This window comes from Candidatus Binatus sp., assembly GCF_036567905.1.
In the GTDB taxonomy this organism is placed as follows: Bacteria; Desulfobacterota; Binatia; order Binatales; family Binataceae; genus Binatus.
This window is the reverse complement of record NZ_DATCTO010000011.1, coordinates 1-16,333: the sequence shown is the minus strand read 5'-3', so window position 1 is coordinate 16,333 and position 16,333 is coordinate 1. Positions and strand designations below refer to the sequence as shown.

General features: G+C 62.1%; 13 protein-coding genes. 1 reads left to right on the top strand and 12 read right to left on the bottom strand.

What is annotated here, in order from left to right; genetic code table 11:
- From VIO10_RS01215 to VIO10_RS01160, 12 genes are all read right to left on the bottom strand, one after another.
- Entirely contained in the window at positions 1-654 is a 654-nt protein-coding gene (locus tag VIO10_RS01215; protein ID WP_331958160.1) for a polysaccharide biosynthesis/export family protein, read from the bottom strand.
- Positions 655-658: 4 nt separating this feature from the next.
- The gene (locus VIO10_RS01210; RefSeq protein WP_331958158.1) at positions 659-1,513 is read right to left on the bottom strand and encodes a Crp/Fnr family transcriptional regulator; all 855 of its coding nucleotides are present in this window, start codon (positions 1,511-1,513) and stop codon (positions 659-661) included.
- 16 nt (positions 1,514-1,529) lie between these two features.
- Positions 1,530-2,660: an alkaline phosphatase family protein gene (locus VIO10_RS01205; protein ID WP_331958156.1), complete on the bottom strand. Its 1,131-nt coding sequence runs from the start codon at positions 2,658-2,660 to the stop codon at positions 1,530-1,532.
- Positions 2,657-3,472, bottom strand: a complete 816-nt coding sequence (locus tag VIO10_RS01200) for a class I SAM-dependent methyltransferase (RefSeq protein ID WP_331958154.1) — start codon at positions 3,470-3,472, stop codon at positions 2,657-2,659. Before VIO10_RS01200 ends, VIO10_RS01205 begins: the two co-directional genes overlap by 4 nt.
- A gap of 5 nt (positions 3,473-3,477) precedes the next feature.
- On the bottom strand, positions 3,478-4,536 hold the full coding sequence (locus VIO10_RS01195) for a GNAT family N-acetyltransferase (protein ID WP_331958152.1): 1,059 nt from the start codon (positions 4,534-4,536) through the stop codon (positions 3,478-3,480).
- Between the two features lie 15 nt (positions 4,537-4,551).
- The gene (locus VIO10_RS01190; protein WP_331958150.1) at positions 4,552-5,670 is read right to left on the bottom strand and encodes a glycosyltransferase; all 1,119 of its coding nucleotides are present in this window, start codon (positions 5,668-5,670) and stop codon (positions 4,552-4,554) included.
- 40 nt (positions 5,671-5,710) lie between these two features.
- On the bottom strand, positions 5,711-6,907 hold the full coding sequence (locus tag VIO10_RS01185) for a glycosyltransferase family 4 protein (RefSeq protein ID WP_331958148.1): 1,197 nt from the start codon (positions 6,905-6,907) through the stop codon (positions 5,711-5,713).
- A 223-nt stretch (positions 6,908-7,130) separates the two neighbouring features.
- Positions 7,131-10,115 carry an NHL repeat-containing protein gene (locus VIO10_RS01180; protein WP_331958146.1) on the bottom strand — a complete coding sequence of 995 codons (2,985 nt, stop codon included), beginning with the start codon at positions 10,113-10,115 and terminating at the stop codon, positions 7,131-7,133.
- 116 nt (positions 10,116-10,231) lie between these two features.
- Complete coding sequence (locus tag VIO10_RS01175) at positions 10,232-11,059, bottom strand: hypothetical protein (protein WP_331958144.1); 828 nt, start codon at positions 11,057-11,059, stop codon at positions 10,232-10,234.
- A 258-nt stretch (positions 11,060-11,317) separates the two neighbouring features.
- Positions 11,318-12,853 (bottom strand): hypothetical protein, encoded by a 1,536-nt coding sequence (locus tag VIO10_RS01170; protein WP_331958142.1) that lies wholly within the window; start codon positions 12,851-12,853, stop codon positions 11,318-11,320.
- A 533-nt stretch (positions 12,854-13,386) separates the two neighbouring features.
- Entirely contained in the window at positions 13,387-13,692 is a 306-nt protein-coding gene (locus VIO10_RS01165) for a hypothetical protein (RefSeq protein WP_331958140.1), read from the bottom strand.
- A gap of 144 nt (positions 13,693-13,836) precedes the next feature.
- Positions 13,837-14,328 carry a hypothetical protein gene (locus VIO10_RS01160; protein ID WP_331958138.1) on the bottom strand — a complete coding sequence of 164 codons (492 nt, stop codon included), beginning with the start codon at positions 14,326-14,328 and terminating at the stop codon, positions 13,837-13,839.
- Here VIO10_RS01160 and VIO10_RS01155 point away from each other — a divergent pair.
- Positions 14,327-16,276 (top strand): hypothetical protein, encoded by a 1,950-nt coding sequence (locus VIO10_RS01155; RefSeq protein WP_331958136.1) that lies wholly within the window; start codon positions 14,327-14,329, stop codon positions 16,274-16,276. The two genes, VIO10_RS01160 and VIO10_RS01155, sit on opposite strands and share 2 nt — an antisense overlap.
- The last annotated feature ends 57 nt before the right edge of the window (positions 16,277-16,333 follow it).

The window sequence follows — 16,333 nt, the reverse complement described above, 5'->3', positions numbered from 1 at the left end:
TCATGGCACCGACACCGTGTCTCCGGGTTCTACCGGAACATCTGCTGATAAGTCCCCACCAGATCGCACCACGTTGTAGTTGACCGTGAGCACGACCGTCTCGTTTTCCTTACGGCGCAGAATCCGGATCTTTCCCGCATCCGCGAATTCGCCCAGACCACCTGCCTCTGCCAGCGCCTGCGAAAGCACCTCGCCGGAGTGAAGCTTGTACACGCCCGGCTTGGTCACCTGGCCCAGTACGTAAAACACGTGGCTGGCCGGATCGCTCACGCGCACGGTAACATTCGCCCCATGAACATAGCGAGCATAGCGCTTCTCAAGGTCCGCTTTGAGCGTGTCCGGCGTAAGCCCGGCCGCGGGCACCCTCCCTATCAGCGGCATCGCGATCGTTCCGTCTGACGCGACGATTACCTTACCGCTGAGTTGCGGCTGGGTCCAGACAATTACTTCGAGTTCGTCATCGCTGCCGATCACGTAGGGCTCGGCGGCCTTCGCAGCCGCGTGCGGCACTACTTTTTCCCGCACCGGCGTAGAATTGAACAAGCTGCATGCAGCCATCGACATTGAAATTGTGACCGCGAGCAAAATTGTTACGCTCAGAGCTGCACCCGCACGCGTAATCTCGGAAACGAACTCAATCGTGCCAATTTTCATCAAATTACTTCCAAGCCGCGCCTTTCGCCGTCGTCTTATCCCTCGCACTCCTGGACCGCTCGGCGACGACCGAAAGCCGGCCATTGTGCTGCTGCGCGACTGCCTCCGCAAAGCGTGGCTCATCGCCCAGTGGTCTTTGGATCCGGGCAAATCTGTGTTCTTGGGAATCCCCACCCTTCAGCAGAATATACTGTTTACCACGCCGCAGGACCAGACCGCGCTGCTCCATTTCGTTCAAGAGCCGGCTTACCAGCGGTCGCGAGCTCGCGATCATTTCTGCCAGATCCGCTTGCGAAAGCTCGGGAATTATCAGCGTGCCGCGGTTGTCAAGCACACCGACCCGTCGGCCGAGATCACCCAGCACGACTTCGAGGCGCTGCTGGAACGGCAAGCCAAGAAAACTTATCCACCAATGCAGAGTTGACGACCAGAACGAATTTAACGTCTGGTAGAGCTCGATAGCCTGATCGGGATCAAGTGAGTGAAGCAGCCGTACCGCCCGCTCTCGCGTGAAGAGCGCAATTGAGCACTTGGTCAGCGCCTGCGTCTCAAATATCTTCGACCGCCGTCCCTTGCAGTCCTCGCTATCGGCATAGCCAATTATGTCGCCCGGACCCGACAGCCGCGCCAGCACCCGCGCGCCATTAGCCGTGTTGCAGTACACCTTTACGTAGCCCGCCAGCACGCAGCCGAACAGATCGCCCGGCGATCCTTCCAGAAACACCATTGCGCCGCGCGGGTAACTGACCGTGTTTCGATAATCGACCAGATCGTCGATAATGGCGCTCGGCACGCGCCAGCGGCCGAAATTTCCCCGCAGCCGGGCATAGCCTTCCTCGCATACTGCGCCGATTGCCATCACTCGTTCCTCCGTGTCATACATGCGCCTTCATCACGCCGAATAGGTCGGTGATCTGATTGATGCTGTCGCCATAATCGACGCTCGACACGAACGCCGACCGCGAGTGCGGCGCCGACGGATGAAAGCCGTGCATCCCGGCCGGAGCCCGCGCACCCATGTGACTCGGCGCGATTACCGTTCCCGCTTCGGTCAGAAAAATCTGTTCGCCGTACTTCCCATCTGGAAACCATGAACGGAGCTTGATGAGGTCGTCGGAGTCGAGCCATCTTCCGCCATCGGCCTCCTTTAGAGCTTTGGTCACCGATTCGCGGGCGCGAGCGGAGAAGAACCAGAAGCGCGCCATCGTCGAATCCAGCAGGCACAGGTATTCGGCCGCGCTAATCGGAAGCGCCGCCAGCGCGGCCTGGATATCGATCGTCGCCACAGTCGGCGCCATGCCATGATCGCCGAAGACATGAATGTCGGCCGCACCGTAGGTCTCGAGTGCGATCTTGTGCAGGCGCGCGAGCGCAGTTGAATATTTTTCCAGCATCTGTGCCGCGGCGGCGCGATCGTCGGCGTGCAAATGCAGAAAATAATCGAGCTCCGCGAGGTAGAGAAAATAAAATTTCGCCCCGCCCGCACGCAGATCCGCTTCGATCGACGCGAGCAGCTGATCGTCCGGTCCGTCGTGATAGCAGTAGGTCTTGTAGGATGTGCCGTTGCCCTCCAGCAGGTCGAAAATCGAAGTCGAATCCGCAATCCCGCCCGGCTCGTAGATGTTGCGCTTCTCGCAGACGTCGAGCTTCGGCAGATATTTCAACGGTATGCCGTAGAGCTGAAAATATCCGCTCAGATGATTGATGCGCCGCGCAATCGTCTTGACCGCGAAGCGCGCGTAACGGTTCTCGACCATCCACGGCGGCATCGCGCATATCGGGCTCAACTTCCCAAACGGCGAATGTCCGTTGGCGCGATGGAACAACGAGAGCCGCCCGTGCTCATCGGGAAATCGTCCGGTCAAAATCGACGGAATCGCGGCGGTGCTGAAACCAAGCACGGAATCAAGCGGACGGCGATAGGGCGCAACTTCCTTCAGGAACGGATGGTCTTTGATCCATTCCCAGCCCAGCGCATCGATCAATACGAAGATGCTTGCCTTCATTGCTTCACCGGTTTCCTCACAATCGCGAGCAGCCCGGAGCCGTGCCGGGTCGGAGTGTGATTTTCAAGAAAGCTCAACGCGAGCAGAAACGGCAGCGAGGCGGCGAACACGATTGGATTCGGCTTACTGTCTCCGAGTACGAAAAACAGGTCGTGCGCGAGATTGCCGAACGGCCCGTATGTCCACACGGTCTTGACCGGCACGAGCCCCGCCTCGCGCGCCAGCGCGTTTATCATCTCGGGCGAGTAGCCCGGCCGCACGTGACCGATGTCTTCGGGCTTGAATCCGATTCGGCGCTCGCGCCACGCGACCAGCCGCAGATGACGGCGCTGCGGCACCGACGGAAACGTCAACAGCAGATAGCCGCCGGGCGCCAACGCCCGCGCGAGGTTGGCCATCGCGCCCCGATCGTCCTCGATATGCTCGAGCACGTCGGTGTTGGTGATCAGGTCATATTGCGCTATCGCCGATAGATTGAGCAGATTGTCGCGGCTGAAGCTGACGTTGCCGAGCGCCAGGTTTTCCGCGGCCGTGCGGCATCGATCGACGCGCTCATCGATCAGATCGATTCCATGCACTCGCCAATCCGGATGGAGCCGCGCGCAGTGCAGCGCGATGTCACCGCGGCCGGTGCCGGCATCGAGCATGCGCACGCCGCTCTCCGGCAAACCCAGCGCCTTAATCTCGCGGAACACGTGGTTAAGTCGAATTCGTCCTGGAATGTGGATCTCGCCGATGAAGCGATATGCCTGGCGGCGGATGCGCGAGGGCTCGCCCGCAGCCTTCTCGATACCAAATCGAGGCGCCGCCAATGAACTCAATTTGAGATCCCCCGTCGCAGCCCCGGTCCCACCGTGCGGGCTACTCCCAGCGGCATGTAGCGCCACAGACGGCTGATCGTCTGCAGGCTCTTGCGATGGCGCGGCGACGCAGCCCGCGGCGAAAGGTACAGCGTGCTCCAATATGGCTGCACCGGAGTCGGCCCCCATTGGCGCTTGAATTCGAAGATGCCTGAGCCGAAGGTCGACCGCCCGAAATCGAAGGTGTGGCAACCGGACTCGATGCCAAGCCGTATCCCCGCCCAGTACAGGGCGTTGGTGGCGTACACCGGACGCGCCTCGGCTGTGGCGCCCGTCCACGGCAGCGTCATCCAGCCGCGGAAATTCATTGCCAGCCCGGCCGCGACCACGCGGCCATTGCTGCGAACGCGAATCAGCGAAAGCCGATCACGCAGGCCGCTTACGAGCTGGCTGAAGAACCGGCGGCCGTGCGTCGGCGATCCGAGATCGCGCATGTTCTCCGAATAAACCGCGCACAGATCAGCCAGCGCCGCCGGATCGGTCGGGTCACCCACGTCCACGTTGAGCTTAAGCTTCTCGACCCGCTTGAGCCGATTGCGGCGCTCCGAGGGCAGCCGGCGCGACTGCTCATCGACCGTCGAGGCGAGCGCCAGATGCTGCGCCACCTTCTCCGTGCTGACTTCAAATGGCGCCTCCAGCCGGCGCAAGCTGCGGATGTGCAGTCGCTTGGCGCGCAGCTTTACCGCCAGCTCGCGGGCATGCGCAATCAGTTCCGCCTGCGCCGCGTCGCGCTCGGCTGAATCCAGCCAGTCGGCGTGGCACACTCCGCCATAGTCGATATAAGGCATCGATGCGAGTTCACTGCCGTAAAGAAAGCTGCGCACGAAAATAAATGGCGCCGCGGCGATCGGGCGACCGCGCCCGTCCTGAGCGAGCAGGTAAAAGGAATCGAATCCGTACGCCGAACCGACCACCTCGCGCCATTGCCAAAGATGGCCGGAGGTTGCGTCAGCGCACTGCGCGATCAGTTCATCCCAATCCGCGCGCCGATTCTCGCTGCAAACTACAACGCTCAACCCTGATTTCCCGCCTTAAAGGTTTCTCGGTTTCCAGACCACCGGAACTTCCCCGGAAAAACATCGCCACAGCCCGACCGCCTGCGCACAGTTCAGCGCCACAAACTGGTAAGCGAAGGTCGCCTTGCCTTCGGCGCCGCGCCGGCTCGCGACCATACCGATTGCCGCGATCAGCGCGAACAATATCTCCATGCCCAGCACGACTCGGAAGGTTCCCCCACGCCCAGCCAGCGGCACGGTCGCGATTACCGCGATTGCCAGCAGCGGAGTGGTCAACCAGCGCAAAAGTTTATGTGAGGTCAGGACCAGAAGCGAGCACCAGCGCCGCCCTGCGATGAGCTCGGGCAGCAACCGGAAATACACCAGCGCGGCCTGCGAGACCATCCGAACCTGCCGCGCGAATTCGCCCGCCGCCGAGAATTCCTCAAATGCGATCGCGTCGCCCGCCATAACCGATTGCGCACCCGCCAGCGAGGCGACAATGGGATGCACGAAGTCATTGATCAGCGCCGGGTCCAGCGGCTTGAACAGATCGCGGCGGATCGCGTAGAGCGCTCCGTCAGCGCCCGCCACCACGCCCAGCCGCGACTCCAGCCCTTTGAGCATCTGCTCGTAGCGCTGATACGTCGACCCAATCGTCTCGCCCGGGTAACGCGACACTCCCGTCACCAATCCGATCGATTTGTCGCGCAGCGGACGCGCCACCTTCTCCAGCGCGTCGGCGGAAAACATCGCGTTCGCATCGGTGAACACCAGCAGCTCGCCGCGCGCGGCCTTCGCGCCCGCGTTCACCGCGACTCCCTTGCCGCGGCGCTCGCGCTGGCTAATTACGCGCACCCGCTCCGACGCCATCGATTCGGCTATCTCCGCGGTGCGGTCGCTCGATCCGTCCGACACCACGATCATCTCGGCCTCGCCCGAGTACCGGCAGGAGAGAAAATTTTCGATCTTGTGCGCGATGCAACGCTCCTCGTTGTACGCCGCGACGATTACCGACAGCGATGGCGCCGCCGTATTTCCGGCACAGTCGTCATCGGCGCCGGCGCGACGCGGCTGCGACCGCGACAGTGCGATCAGCATCAGCGGATACAGCACGTACGCGTAGAGCAGCAGCAATGCTGAAATGTAAAACAAGCTCGTCAAAATTTATGGCGTCCGCCGACGCGCGTCCCCGTTAAGCGGCTTTTCCCTCTCCTTTTCTTCCGATTCCGATCAGCTCCGAGTAAAGCGCGGCGGTCTGTTCGATCTGCCGCCGCAGAGCAAAGTTTTCCTGCACGAATTTGCATCCCTCGGATGCCAGGCGCGAGGCCAGCGCGGGATCGTCAAGCAAGCGCTCAATCGCCGCCGCCAGCGCGGGCGGATTGGCAGGCGGCACGAGCAGCCCGGTTCTTTCGTGGATCACCACCTCGGGAGTGCCGTCAACTTCGGTCGCGACTATCGGGCGCCGGGCCGCGAGCGCCTCGATCGCCACCAGCGGCAGACCCTCGTAGAGCGACGGCAGCACCACCAGGTCTGCCGCCTCGAGCAGCTCCGGCACGTCGCGCCGGTAGCCGAGGAATCGCACGCGGTCCCCGAGCCCCAGCGCCGCGCATTGCGCGCGCAAGGCAGGCTCCAGCGGACCTTCGCCCGCCAGCAGTATCACGAGGTTCGGCCGGCGCGGAGCGAGGATCGCCAGCGCATCGATCAGATGCCGGTGGCCCTTTTGGTCGTCGAGGCGGGCCAGCGTGAGGCAAGCCGGTTGATCACCGAGCCCCAGCGCGGCGCGGGTCGCGGCGCGGCGGCGGGAATCGGTTGGAGCGAAGCGGTCGAGGTCGCGCCCGTTGTGAATCACCCGGACTTTGGTCTTGGGCACGCGCTTGGTTGCGATCAAATGGCGGGCGGCGGCGTGCGACACGGCGATATACATGTCCACCAGCCGTCCGACCTGCCGATCCACCCAGAAGCGGCCGCGCAGGCCTTTTCCCATCCGCCAGACCTCGGGGCCGTGACAGGTCTCGAGCACCGCGCCGACCCCGGCCATGCGCGCGATGCCGGCGCCGGATAAACTCGCAGTGAACAGATGGCAATGCACCAGCGCGATATTTTGGCGGCGGATGAAGCGCAGCAGGCGCGCCCCCGCGATCAGGTCAAGCCGCGACGAGAACTCAAGCGGCAGGCATTTGACGCCGGCCGCCGAAAGCCCAGGCTCCATCGCTGCGATCAGCTCGCCGGGCGCCGCCAGACATGGCTCGAATCCGTACGCGCCGATCGTGGTCAGGATTGACAGAGCGTGCTCCTCCGCGCCGCCGAATACACTACTTGTCAACAAGTGCAGCACCGCGCGACGCTGCGCGTTGGAGCGTTTTGTATCGTTAAGGCTTCGGTTCGCCATCTTCACTCAACGAGCGTGGTAAATCCTGACGCTCGAATCCGAGTCACGTACAGTCGAATTTGCGGCGCTCAGAGCGAAATAGACGCGAAAAATAGCTCATTGAGCCGTAGTGGTCAAGGCAAAAGGCGGTCAAATCTGCTAATCGTGACGCCTTCCGATATTAGCGAGCATACCGCGCTCGCGCGTCGTCGATTCGAATTCGAGAGAGTTTAAGGGGAATCGTTCATTGCTTCGGCGGCTTTGCCTTGCCGCTTAGGTTGACGATCGCGTGAGCGGCGGTCTGCGAGTCGTCGGTTATGGTAAAGGTCCCGGTTCGCGTGCCCAGCGCGCCGGCAGTGTAGGTCAGGAAGAAGTAGCAGGCGCTCTTGGGCGCCAGCTCCATCCCGATCTGACAGGTGCTGAGCGCAGTATCGATGCTGAATGGCGGGGTCGCCACCGCGCTCTCGATGAGGATCGGCGAGTCCTGTTTTTTGTTGCGCGGATTGAAGAGCTTCACCTTGCCCGGCTTGCTGGTGCTGCCGATCTGGGAGGTCGGGAAGTGCAGGGTCTTGGGCGATACCTTTAATGACGCAGGCACCGGGGTCGGTGTGGCGGTCGGAGTGGCCGTGGCCGTGGCGGTAGCTGTCTGAGTTGGCGTCGGGGTCGCGGTAATGGTCGGCGTGGGAGGCGCCAGCGGCTGGTGGTACTCCAGCACCCGGCTGTTGGCGAAATCCGCCACATAGAGGTTGCCCGACGGGTCCACTGCGACTCCTGTTGGGTCGCTCAGGCTGTTGGCGCTGAGCCCAGTGCATGCAGACGACGTGAAACTGCCGCAGGCGCCAAAGACCCTGTTGGCGGTCGTGCCGGTGGTCAGCGGAGTGTTGTACTCCAGCACCCGCTTGTTGCTTTCATCGGCCACGTAGAGGTTGCCCGACGCGTCCACCGCGACTGCGGTTGGATCGCACAAGTCGTTGGCGGTGGAGGGCTTGGGAAAGCCGGTGCCGTCGTAATTGCACGCATGCGAGTTAAAGCTCCCGCCTTGGCCAAAGACCGCATCTGCGGTGGTGTCGCCAGCGCCGCTTTCGCCACTGCTCACATTGAGCGGAGTGTTGTACTCCAACACCCGGTTGTTGTTGCTTCCATCGGCCACGTAGAGGTTGCCCGCGCCGTCCAATCCGACTCCAGATGGATAGCAGAGGTCATTGGCGGAGGACGGCCTGAGAGCGCCGATAGCGTCGCCGCCGTCGAAATTGCACGCGTTGGAGGTGAAGCTTGCGCCCTGGCCAAAGACTCGGGCGGGGGTGGCGCCGGTGCTCAGCGGGGCGTTGTATTCCAGCACCCGGCTGTTGCTTGCATCCGCCACGTAAAGGTTGCCCGCGGCGTCCACCGCGACTCCCTCCGGATAGCACAGGTCGATGGCGCTGGCGCCGTACCAATTGCCGCCTGTGTCGTAATCGCAACTATTCGAGGTGAAGCTCGCGCCCTGGCCCAAGACCACATTGGCCGGACCGCCCACGCACGGGAAGGTGTTATTGCAGGCCGCAAACGGATTCATGTACTCGAGCACCCGGCTGTTCTTTTCATCCGCCACGTAGAGGTTGCCCGCGCCGTCCACCGCGACTCCCTGTGGATAGCACAGGCTGTAGGCGCCGACCGTAGCGCTGCTGCCGTTGCACATAGAGGAGAGGAAGTCGAGCTGTCCGATCACGAGGTCGGCCGGAGCGCCGTTGGTGAACGCGCCCGCGTCCCTCCAGCCCAGCACCCGGTTGTTCTCTTCATCGGCCACGTAAACTCGATTTGGGGTCGCGCTGGCGTCGATCGCCACCGCTTCAGGGAAGTTCAGCCCCTGAGCGTCCACCAGGTTGGCCACGTTGTGTGCGAAATCATCCTGACCTAACACCAGGCCGGCAGTGGCGCCGCTGGTCAGCGGGGTGTTGTACTCGAGCACCCGGTTGTTGCTCTCATCGGCCACGTAGAGGTTGCCCAATGGGTCCACCGCAACTCCGGCTGGATAGCACAGGTCGTCGGCAGTGCTCTGGCTGCCGGAAAGACCGCTGTCGTAATTACACCCACCATCCAACGTGAAGTCCCCGCCTTGGCCGAAGACCATGTCCGCCGAGACATCGGTGGTCAGCGGGGTGTTGTACTCCAGCACCCGGCCGTTGCTCTGATCCGCCACATACAGATTGTCCGACCCGTCCACCGCGACTCCTGATGGACCGCACAAGTCGAGGGCGGTGGAGCTGCCATCGGCGGTGTCGTAATCGCAGTTATTCGAGGTGAAGCTCCCGCCCTGGCCAAAGACCATGTCCGCCGTGACATCGGTGGTCAGCGGGGTGTTGAACTCCAGCACCCGGTTGTTGACGTTGTCCACCACGTAGAGGTTGCCTAATCCGTCCACCGCAACTGCGGCTGGACCGCACAAGTCGATGGCGGTGGAACTGCCATCGGTGGTGTCGTAATTGCACAAATCCGAGGTGAAGCTTCCGCCCTGGCCAAAGACCAGGTCCGCGGTGACGTCGGTGGTCAGCGGGGTGTTATACTCCAGCACCCGGTTGTTGCTTCCATCCGCCACGTAGAGGTTGGCCGACGCGTCCACCGCGACTGCTGTCGGACCGCACAAGTCGATGGCGGTGGAACTACCATCGAAGGTGTCGTAATTGCACAAATCCGAGGTGAAGCTTCCGCCCTGGCCAAAGACCAGGTTGGCCGGACCGCCCACGCATGGGAAGGTGTTGCTGCACGCCACAAATGGATTTGCGTATTCCAGCACCCGGTTGTTGTAATCATCCGCCACGTAGAGGTTGCCCGACGGGTCCACCGCGACTCCCTGTGGATAGCACAGGCTGTGGGCGCTGACCGCGGCGCTGCTGCCGTTGCACAGAGAGGAGAGGAAATCGGGCTGTCCGATCACCAGGTCGGCCGCAGCGCCGTTGGTGAACGAGCCCGCGTCTCTCCAGCCCAGCACCCGGTTGTTGTCTTCATCGGCCACGTAAATTCGATTTGGCGTGGCGCTCGAATCGATCGCCACCGCTTGAGGGAGGTTGAGCCCTTTACCGTCCACCAGGTTGGGCAGCTTGTGTGTGAAATCCAACTGCCCCAGCACACGGTCGGAGGTAGTGCCGCTGGCGAGCACGATAACCGCATACAGTGCGACGGCAAACATCGCGGCCGCAATCCCGAAGCTGCGCCGATAGCGGCTGCCTGCGTGTCCAACTTGCCGATTCATCGCTCGCCCCCGGCTGGTACCACGGTTATGCGATTCCTACAAATAGTTATGCTATTCCTACCAACCAATCGCCATTCGCAGACGCGCGGTTGAGCGCGCCGGCCAGCCGCGCCGCATCAATGCGCGGCGGGAACCGCCGGAGCGGCGGGCGCTGCCGGCGCTGCCGGAGCGGCGGGCGCTGCCGGATGCTTCCCCAACATAAACCCCGGCATCTTCAGCTCTTCCTTCTTGGTGTAGCCGGCGGGCACGACAAATGTGTCAGCCGGAATGTCTTTCACCTCGATTTTGGTAACCGTGGTAGTGATGATGGTCGGTTTGAATTTGGCCAGCGCCTCATTCATTTTGGCCGCCTGCGCGGGGGGAAATCCGGGCGGCGGCTTGAACAGAGCTACCTTCCTGGTGATGGTCGATGAGACCGGGATTCCGTCCGGGACTTTGCCCTTGGGCACCAGGTGCGCGGGCCTGAGCTTATCGGCCAGCGCCTGTTGGAACGCGACGAACTCCTTTGCGCCAGGCGCGCCGCTTGCCACGCATTTGCTGACACTGATGTCGTGGTGAACAAGGATCAGGGAGCCCGCGTAATCCTGGCAGGCGTATCCGGCCACTTTATCAGTGGCGCCGGTGCTTTTTAATGCGATGCCGGATCCTTCCATCGCCATTTTCATCGCAAGCGTTCCGACGGGTGGAATCGTGAGCTGAGAGAACTGGTTGGTCTTCGGGGTGATGACGTAAATCGATCCGGCGTCGAGATCGGTAATGAGCTGCTCTTCATCGCCGTTGATGACTTTCTGCTTGTGACCCTGGACCATCACGGTCTGCTCAGTCTTCTGCTCGCTTCCCTGGTTGTTGACGACCATCTGCTCGGAGATTACGACCCCGGCCGACGCGGTGGTGGCGCAAATCGCAAAAGCCAGCGCAGTGGCCGCGGTGAGTGCGAGTTTCATACCCATTGCTCTCCTTACCAATTCCAATCGTTGAATTTTCGATATCATTCGCGCTCGCGCACTTTACGCGAAAACCGGCGGCGCGGAAATAGCTTCGGAGCCGGGATTCTTCGCTCCAGCAACTTCCGCTCTAGAATGACACAATAAATTGCCCCTGCTCGGAATGACAGAAAGAAGAAGAAGGAGGGGCGGGAATTCGGACGGCGGGCCATTGCTGACCCGCCGTCCGGTTACAAAGTTATAAGTTTCGACTCGCCCTTAGTTCTTGCAGGTGACCGTGTACGAGAGCGGAGTCCCGCCTTTGTCAGTAGCCGTGTTAACTCCTGCCAGCCAGCAACCCTCGGACGAAACCGACACGGTTGACGTAATCGAGTCGGCCGGTAGGCCGGTCCCGCTGCAGGTGCAGGTTGGTTGCGCCACGTTGGTGACATCAGTGCCGGTAGGGTAGTTGCTGGGGTCGCCCAGAGAATCTCCAGTGACCGGGTTCGTAGGCGACAGGCTGAGCGAGCAGGTCGCATCGCTCACCGCGGTCATCGAAACGTTGATGTCGCAGTCAGCCTGGCTGGCATTGGTGATGTTGACATACCCGGCTTTGGCCACGCTCTTGGTCGAGACCAAAGTGGCCAAGACCGAGACCAGAAGCTTAGGCGGAGCAAAGCCCTGCGCTAGCAGGTTGCAGGTGGACATCCCGCCGACAGGTACGATTCCGGTCGCGCCGCTTATCAGAGCGGTCGTGATTAAATACGATTGCGCATCTATCCCACCACCATACTGCACTCCGCTGGTCGAATACCCCGCACCCGCAGTCAGGGCAGAGTCGCAGTGCAATCCGGTTGTGCCGAGGGTCGCCAGTGAGTTGCTGGTACCGTCAGCAAATTCGGAAGCGGGCGTACCCGACGAATTGCCGTAGAAAGGAAGAACTTCTCCCGGAGTCGACGAGAAGCTGCAGTCGGCGTTGTTTGGTTGATTCCCCGAGCCTGCTACGACGTAGTTGTCGTTGGCGTTGAAGCTCAAAGTTCCGCCAGCCTGCCCTGGCGCCCAGATATCTATCGATCCAAGCACGCTCTCAGGAGCGCCCGTGATTGTCTGGCCAAGGAGGCCGACCGGCGCGGACTGACCGGCTGCAACGAGGTCGGTCGAATTTGCACCGACGGCTAAGCACTGTATGGCCCCCGCACCGTAATACGGCCTCGCGCCATAGGTGGTCGGGACCGGCACTGTCAATTGCCTCTGCAGCGTGATGTTCAGAACCGGAGCGCCATTTCCCGGCAGGGCGGTGTCGAGGGTGCCCGGGACGGCTGCTCCAACCAGAGTCGTGCTGCCCAGCCCGGCCTGGACCAAGAACCCAAAGGGGACGCCGCCGGCGCCGACCGTTGTGTCAAACCAGGTGTAATTCACAATACCTGACAGCATGAATGCCCCGTCGGAGCCGGGGCCGCTCACGGGCGCCAGGGTCATGCCCGTCATGTCGGCGCCGCTGGCGTTGCCGTCGAAGCACGGGGCTCCGTGGAAGCCCGAAATGGGTGAGTAGCAGTAGGAGGGCCCGAAAAATTCGCCAATCGGGTTGGTCTGGATGTCACCGGAGTTGTAGATCATCTCGCCGGTTGCGGTGCAACCGGTGGCGGTGCCGGCGGCGAAAGTGATGCTGCCAACGCCGACCGCTTGCGTGATCGCTCCGGGCAGGGTCGCGCTTCCATCCGCGGCAACGGCGCTAGGGTCCGCTCCGTTGATTATGAAGCCATAACTTTTTCCGCACGGCCCGGGTACGCCCGCGCGCGCTTGCGGGGCCGCCATCAAAGCGAGGCCGCCCGCTACAATTAGACACAAAACAAATCTTTTCATACATCCTCCCGAGACATTACTTGTGAGTTCGAAAAACTTTAGAACCCCAATCGTTCCCCAAAATTGCGCGCCCCCATAAATGAGAGCGTGTGCGACGCTCTGTCAAACCTCCTTTGTCACAACGCCCGCAGTCTGTACGGCAAACCGCGCGGCGCCGAAATAGCCTCGCTTACGCGTTGCGCCATGCTAACTAATCGCAACCCCGGACCTGCTTTATAGGCGCACTGTGGTCAGATGGTCAAGGAGCGCGGTCATCTTTATTTCATCAAAAGGCGTCAATCTACGTGAAATAGCAACTTATCGGCACTTCTTTTGGCAAATCCTGACCCAGGGTTGCGCGATTCGAGGCTCGAAGAGCGCGTGTGGTTTGTGCTCTTCAGAACCTCGCCTTCTCTTCAGAGCGTCGCGAGAGGTTTTTCGCTTGACAAATTTACGGGATACGGCCTAGGTTCGCATGTTCTCATTGGGGCGACGCTAGTGCGTTTTTATGCTGTCTGCTTGGGGAGGGAATTGTCGATGCGCTTCAACAAGTCGTTAACGCGGTCCGCCGCGTGCTTAAGTTTCTCGTTGCTGTTTCTGATTGCCGCGTTTGCGCGGCCGGCGTTGGCACAATCGAATGGCGCGCCCGAGCTGGAAATCCAAGCCAGCCCCAACAGTAAGCTCAACTTCGGACTCGAGTTCGGGAATGTCACTGTCGGGACTACCAGTTCCTCGCAGAGCATAACGCTGATCAACCGGTCTGGTAAGAAGGCGATCAAGATCAAGGAGATCGTTGTTAGATTGCCGTTCATCGAGACCGATGAGAACTGCGGTAGCTCGATCCCAGTGGGCGGTAGCTGTCAGATCGATGTCGCATTCCAACCGACCACCGCAGGGCTGGTGAAGCTAAAGCATGGGCTGGTCGTCAAAAGCTCAGCGTTAAACGGCACCCGACGCTATTTGCTTGAAGGAACTGGAATAGTTGGGCCGACGCCGACGCCGACCGTAACTATGACGCCGACGCCGACCGTAACTACGACGATCACGCCGACGCCGACGCCGCCGACCGCGACGGCGACGCAGACGCCAACCATTACGGCGACGCCAACGCCGACGCGGACGGCGACGCCAACGCCGACGCTGACGCCGACGATCACGCCGACGCCAAGCCTTACGCCGACGCTGACGCCAAGCGTTACGCTGACGCCGACGCCGAGCGTTACGGCGACGCCAACGCTGACGCCGAGCATTACGCCGACGGCGACCGTCGCAACGGCGACGGCGACGCCGAGCATTACGGCGACGGCGACGCCAAGCGTTACGGTGACGCCGACCATTACGGCGACGCCAAGCGTTACGGCGACGGCAACCGTTACGCCGACGGCGACTTCGACCGGCGGCGCAACGCCGACGGCAACGCCGACACCTGGACCCGAGGCGGGCAACATGCTGCTGGTGGGCGGCGACTCGGGCGGCCTGCTGGGACCCATCCATCTGGCGACCTCGACGGTGTCGAGCACGGCGGCCCAGCTTTACAACCCAACCACCGACAGCTTCACGCTGCTGAGCGGGCTCAACACGCCGCGCGAGTCGGCGGTATCGGTTGTGCTGCCTAACGGGCGGACCCTGATCGTGGGCGGCGAGACCTGCGCGGCGTCATCGTTTAGCGGCACCAGCGGCTTCCTGTGCGCAGCGCTGAATACCGCGGAGCTGTACAACGAGAACACAGGGTTGTTCACGTTTGCCGGCAGCGGCAGCGGCGGCATAATGACCACAGCGCGGATGGGGCCGACCGCAACCCTGATCGAGGGCAGCGGCACCGCGCTGGACGGGCAGGTGCTGATCGTGGGCGGCTCGACCGGCAGCTCGTACCTGGCGACCACCGTGCCGGCTGGAAATCCGGCTCAGACCGCGCTCAATACGGCGGAGTTGTACAACCCGGCCACCGACGCCTTCACCGCGGTAAGCGCGCCGATTCCGGGATGCCCGGCGGGAACGGCGCCCCCGACATGCACCAGCGGGCTTGCTTCGGTTTGCTCTCTGCCCGCAACTCTGAGTCCGATTGCGTCGACCAGTGAAGCCGGAACAATTGTAACCGTCACTATGCCGAGCGCGAACCCGGCGGGCCTGACCATTGGTGCGGGCGTTATAATTGCCGGCGTAACTTGTTCCAATTGTACCGGTGCTACGGGATACAACGGAGACTTCATCGTAACCGCCATCCCCACCAGCAACACCTTTACCTACACGGAGGCCGCCACGTCATTGAACGGTGGAACAGGTGGGACTGCCCAAGCCGGGAACATTGTGAACGCATCTGAAAGCGGAACAACTGTAACCGTCACCACCACGGCGAATCCGCCGGGCCTGATCGTTGGTGACAACGTTGCGATTTCCGGCGTAACCCCGGCGGCATTCGACGGACCAAGCTTCCCTGTAACCGCCATTCCTGACGGCACGCATTTCGCGTACACGAGCACCCTCTCAGGATTGGGCACGGCTGGGAGTAAAGGAGTTGCCTCAGCCAACACTTTTGAGTGCGGCATGGTGGACCAGGAGGCAGCGCTGATCCCCAACGACAGCGGCAAGGTGCTGGTGGCGGGCGGCGACTTGGTGACGTTTCTGGGTGAGTCGTCGAACCTGTCGTTCATCTTCAACCCGAGTACGCAGACCTTCACGCAGACCACCGGGTCGCTGAGCACCCCGCGCGAGCTGTTCGCGCTGGTGGCGCTGGATCCGTCGGTAGTTACCGGCCCGCTGGCCGGCGAGGTGGTGGCGTTTGGCGGGATCGAGGCTAATAGCGCCGTCTGCGCCACGCCGGGAAATATCGTTGCGATCACGCTCAACACGGCCGAAGTGTTCGATCCGGTCGCTGAGACCTGGAGCGTGCCGGCCAGCACCATGGGAGTGAAGCGGGCGGGATACGCGACCCTGTTCGAGACCGGCTCTCTGGTAGGCGAGGTGATCCTGCCCGGCGGCGTGGACGTAGAGGCAGGCACGTTCCCTTCGACCTGCGTGGCCACTACCTTACTCAAGCAGACGGCGCAGAAGGAGACCGACCTGTACGATCCGGCCACGGGAACGGGAGGCACCTTCAGCGCGACCGGCGCGCTCACTCAGGCGCGTGAAGGGGCGGCCCAGGCCGAACTCGGAGGGACGGGCGGCACCGCGACCGACTTGATCGCGATTGGCGGCGCCTGCACCGAGTCCCCCCCGAACCTAAACTCATTCGTGATTGGAACGGCGGGGGCCGGGTTGGTCAGCGCATGCGGCAGCAACGCGACCACCTACTACAGCGAGCTGTACAGCCAGTCGGGTAGGACCTGGTCGCTGGGACCGAGCTTCGCCGGCGGCGCCACTCCGACCAATAATCCGGCCTCGGCAGTGCTCCCATAGCTGGGGACATTCAAACAAAGTGACGCAACCGGCAACGCCGGCTCCCGAAAGGGAGCC

Bases quoted from the DNA above. Each gene is read 5' to 3' on its own strand.
- VIO10_RS01170 (WP_331958142.1), bottom strand. From the start codon at position 12,853: ATGGCGGCCCCGCAAGCGCGCGCGGGCGTACCCGGGCCGTGCGGAAAA.
- VIO10_RS01210 (WP_331958158.1), bottom strand. From the start codon at position 1,513: ATGGCAATCGGCGCAGTATGCGAGGAAGGCTATGCCCGGCTGCGGGGA.
- VIO10_RS01180 (WP_331958146.1), bottom strand. From the start codon at position 10,115: ATGAATCGGCAAGTTGGACACGCAGGCAGCCGCTATCGGCGCAGCTTC.
- VIO10_RS01160 (WP_331958138.1), bottom strand. From the start codon at position 14,328: ATGTTGCCCGCCTCGGGTCCAGGTGTCGGCGTTGCCGTCGGCGTTGCG.
- VIO10_RS01155 (WP_331958136.1), top strand. From the start codon at position 14,327: ATGCTGCTGGTGGGCGGCGACTCGGGCGGCCTGCTGGGACCCATCCAT.
- VIO10_RS01175 (WP_331958144.1), bottom strand. From the start codon at position 11,059: ATGAAACTCGCACTCACCGCGGCCACTGCGCTGGCTTTTGCGATTTGC.
- VIO10_RS01185 (WP_331958148.1), bottom strand. From the start codon at position 6,907: ATGGCGAACCGAAGCCTTAACGATACAAAACGCTCCAACGCGCAGCGT.
- VIO10_RS01165 (WP_331958140.1), bottom strand. From the start codon at position 13,692: ATGAACGGCAATCTAACAACGATCTCCTTGATCTTGATCGCCTTCTTA.
- VIO10_RS01205 (WP_331958156.1), bottom strand. From the start codon at position 2,660: ATGAAGGCAAGCATCTTCGTATTGATCGATGCGCTGGGCTGGGAATGG.
- VIO10_RS01215 (WP_331958160.1), bottom strand. From the start codon at position 654: ATGAAAATTGGCACGATTGAGTTCGTTTCCGAGATTACGCGTGCGGGT.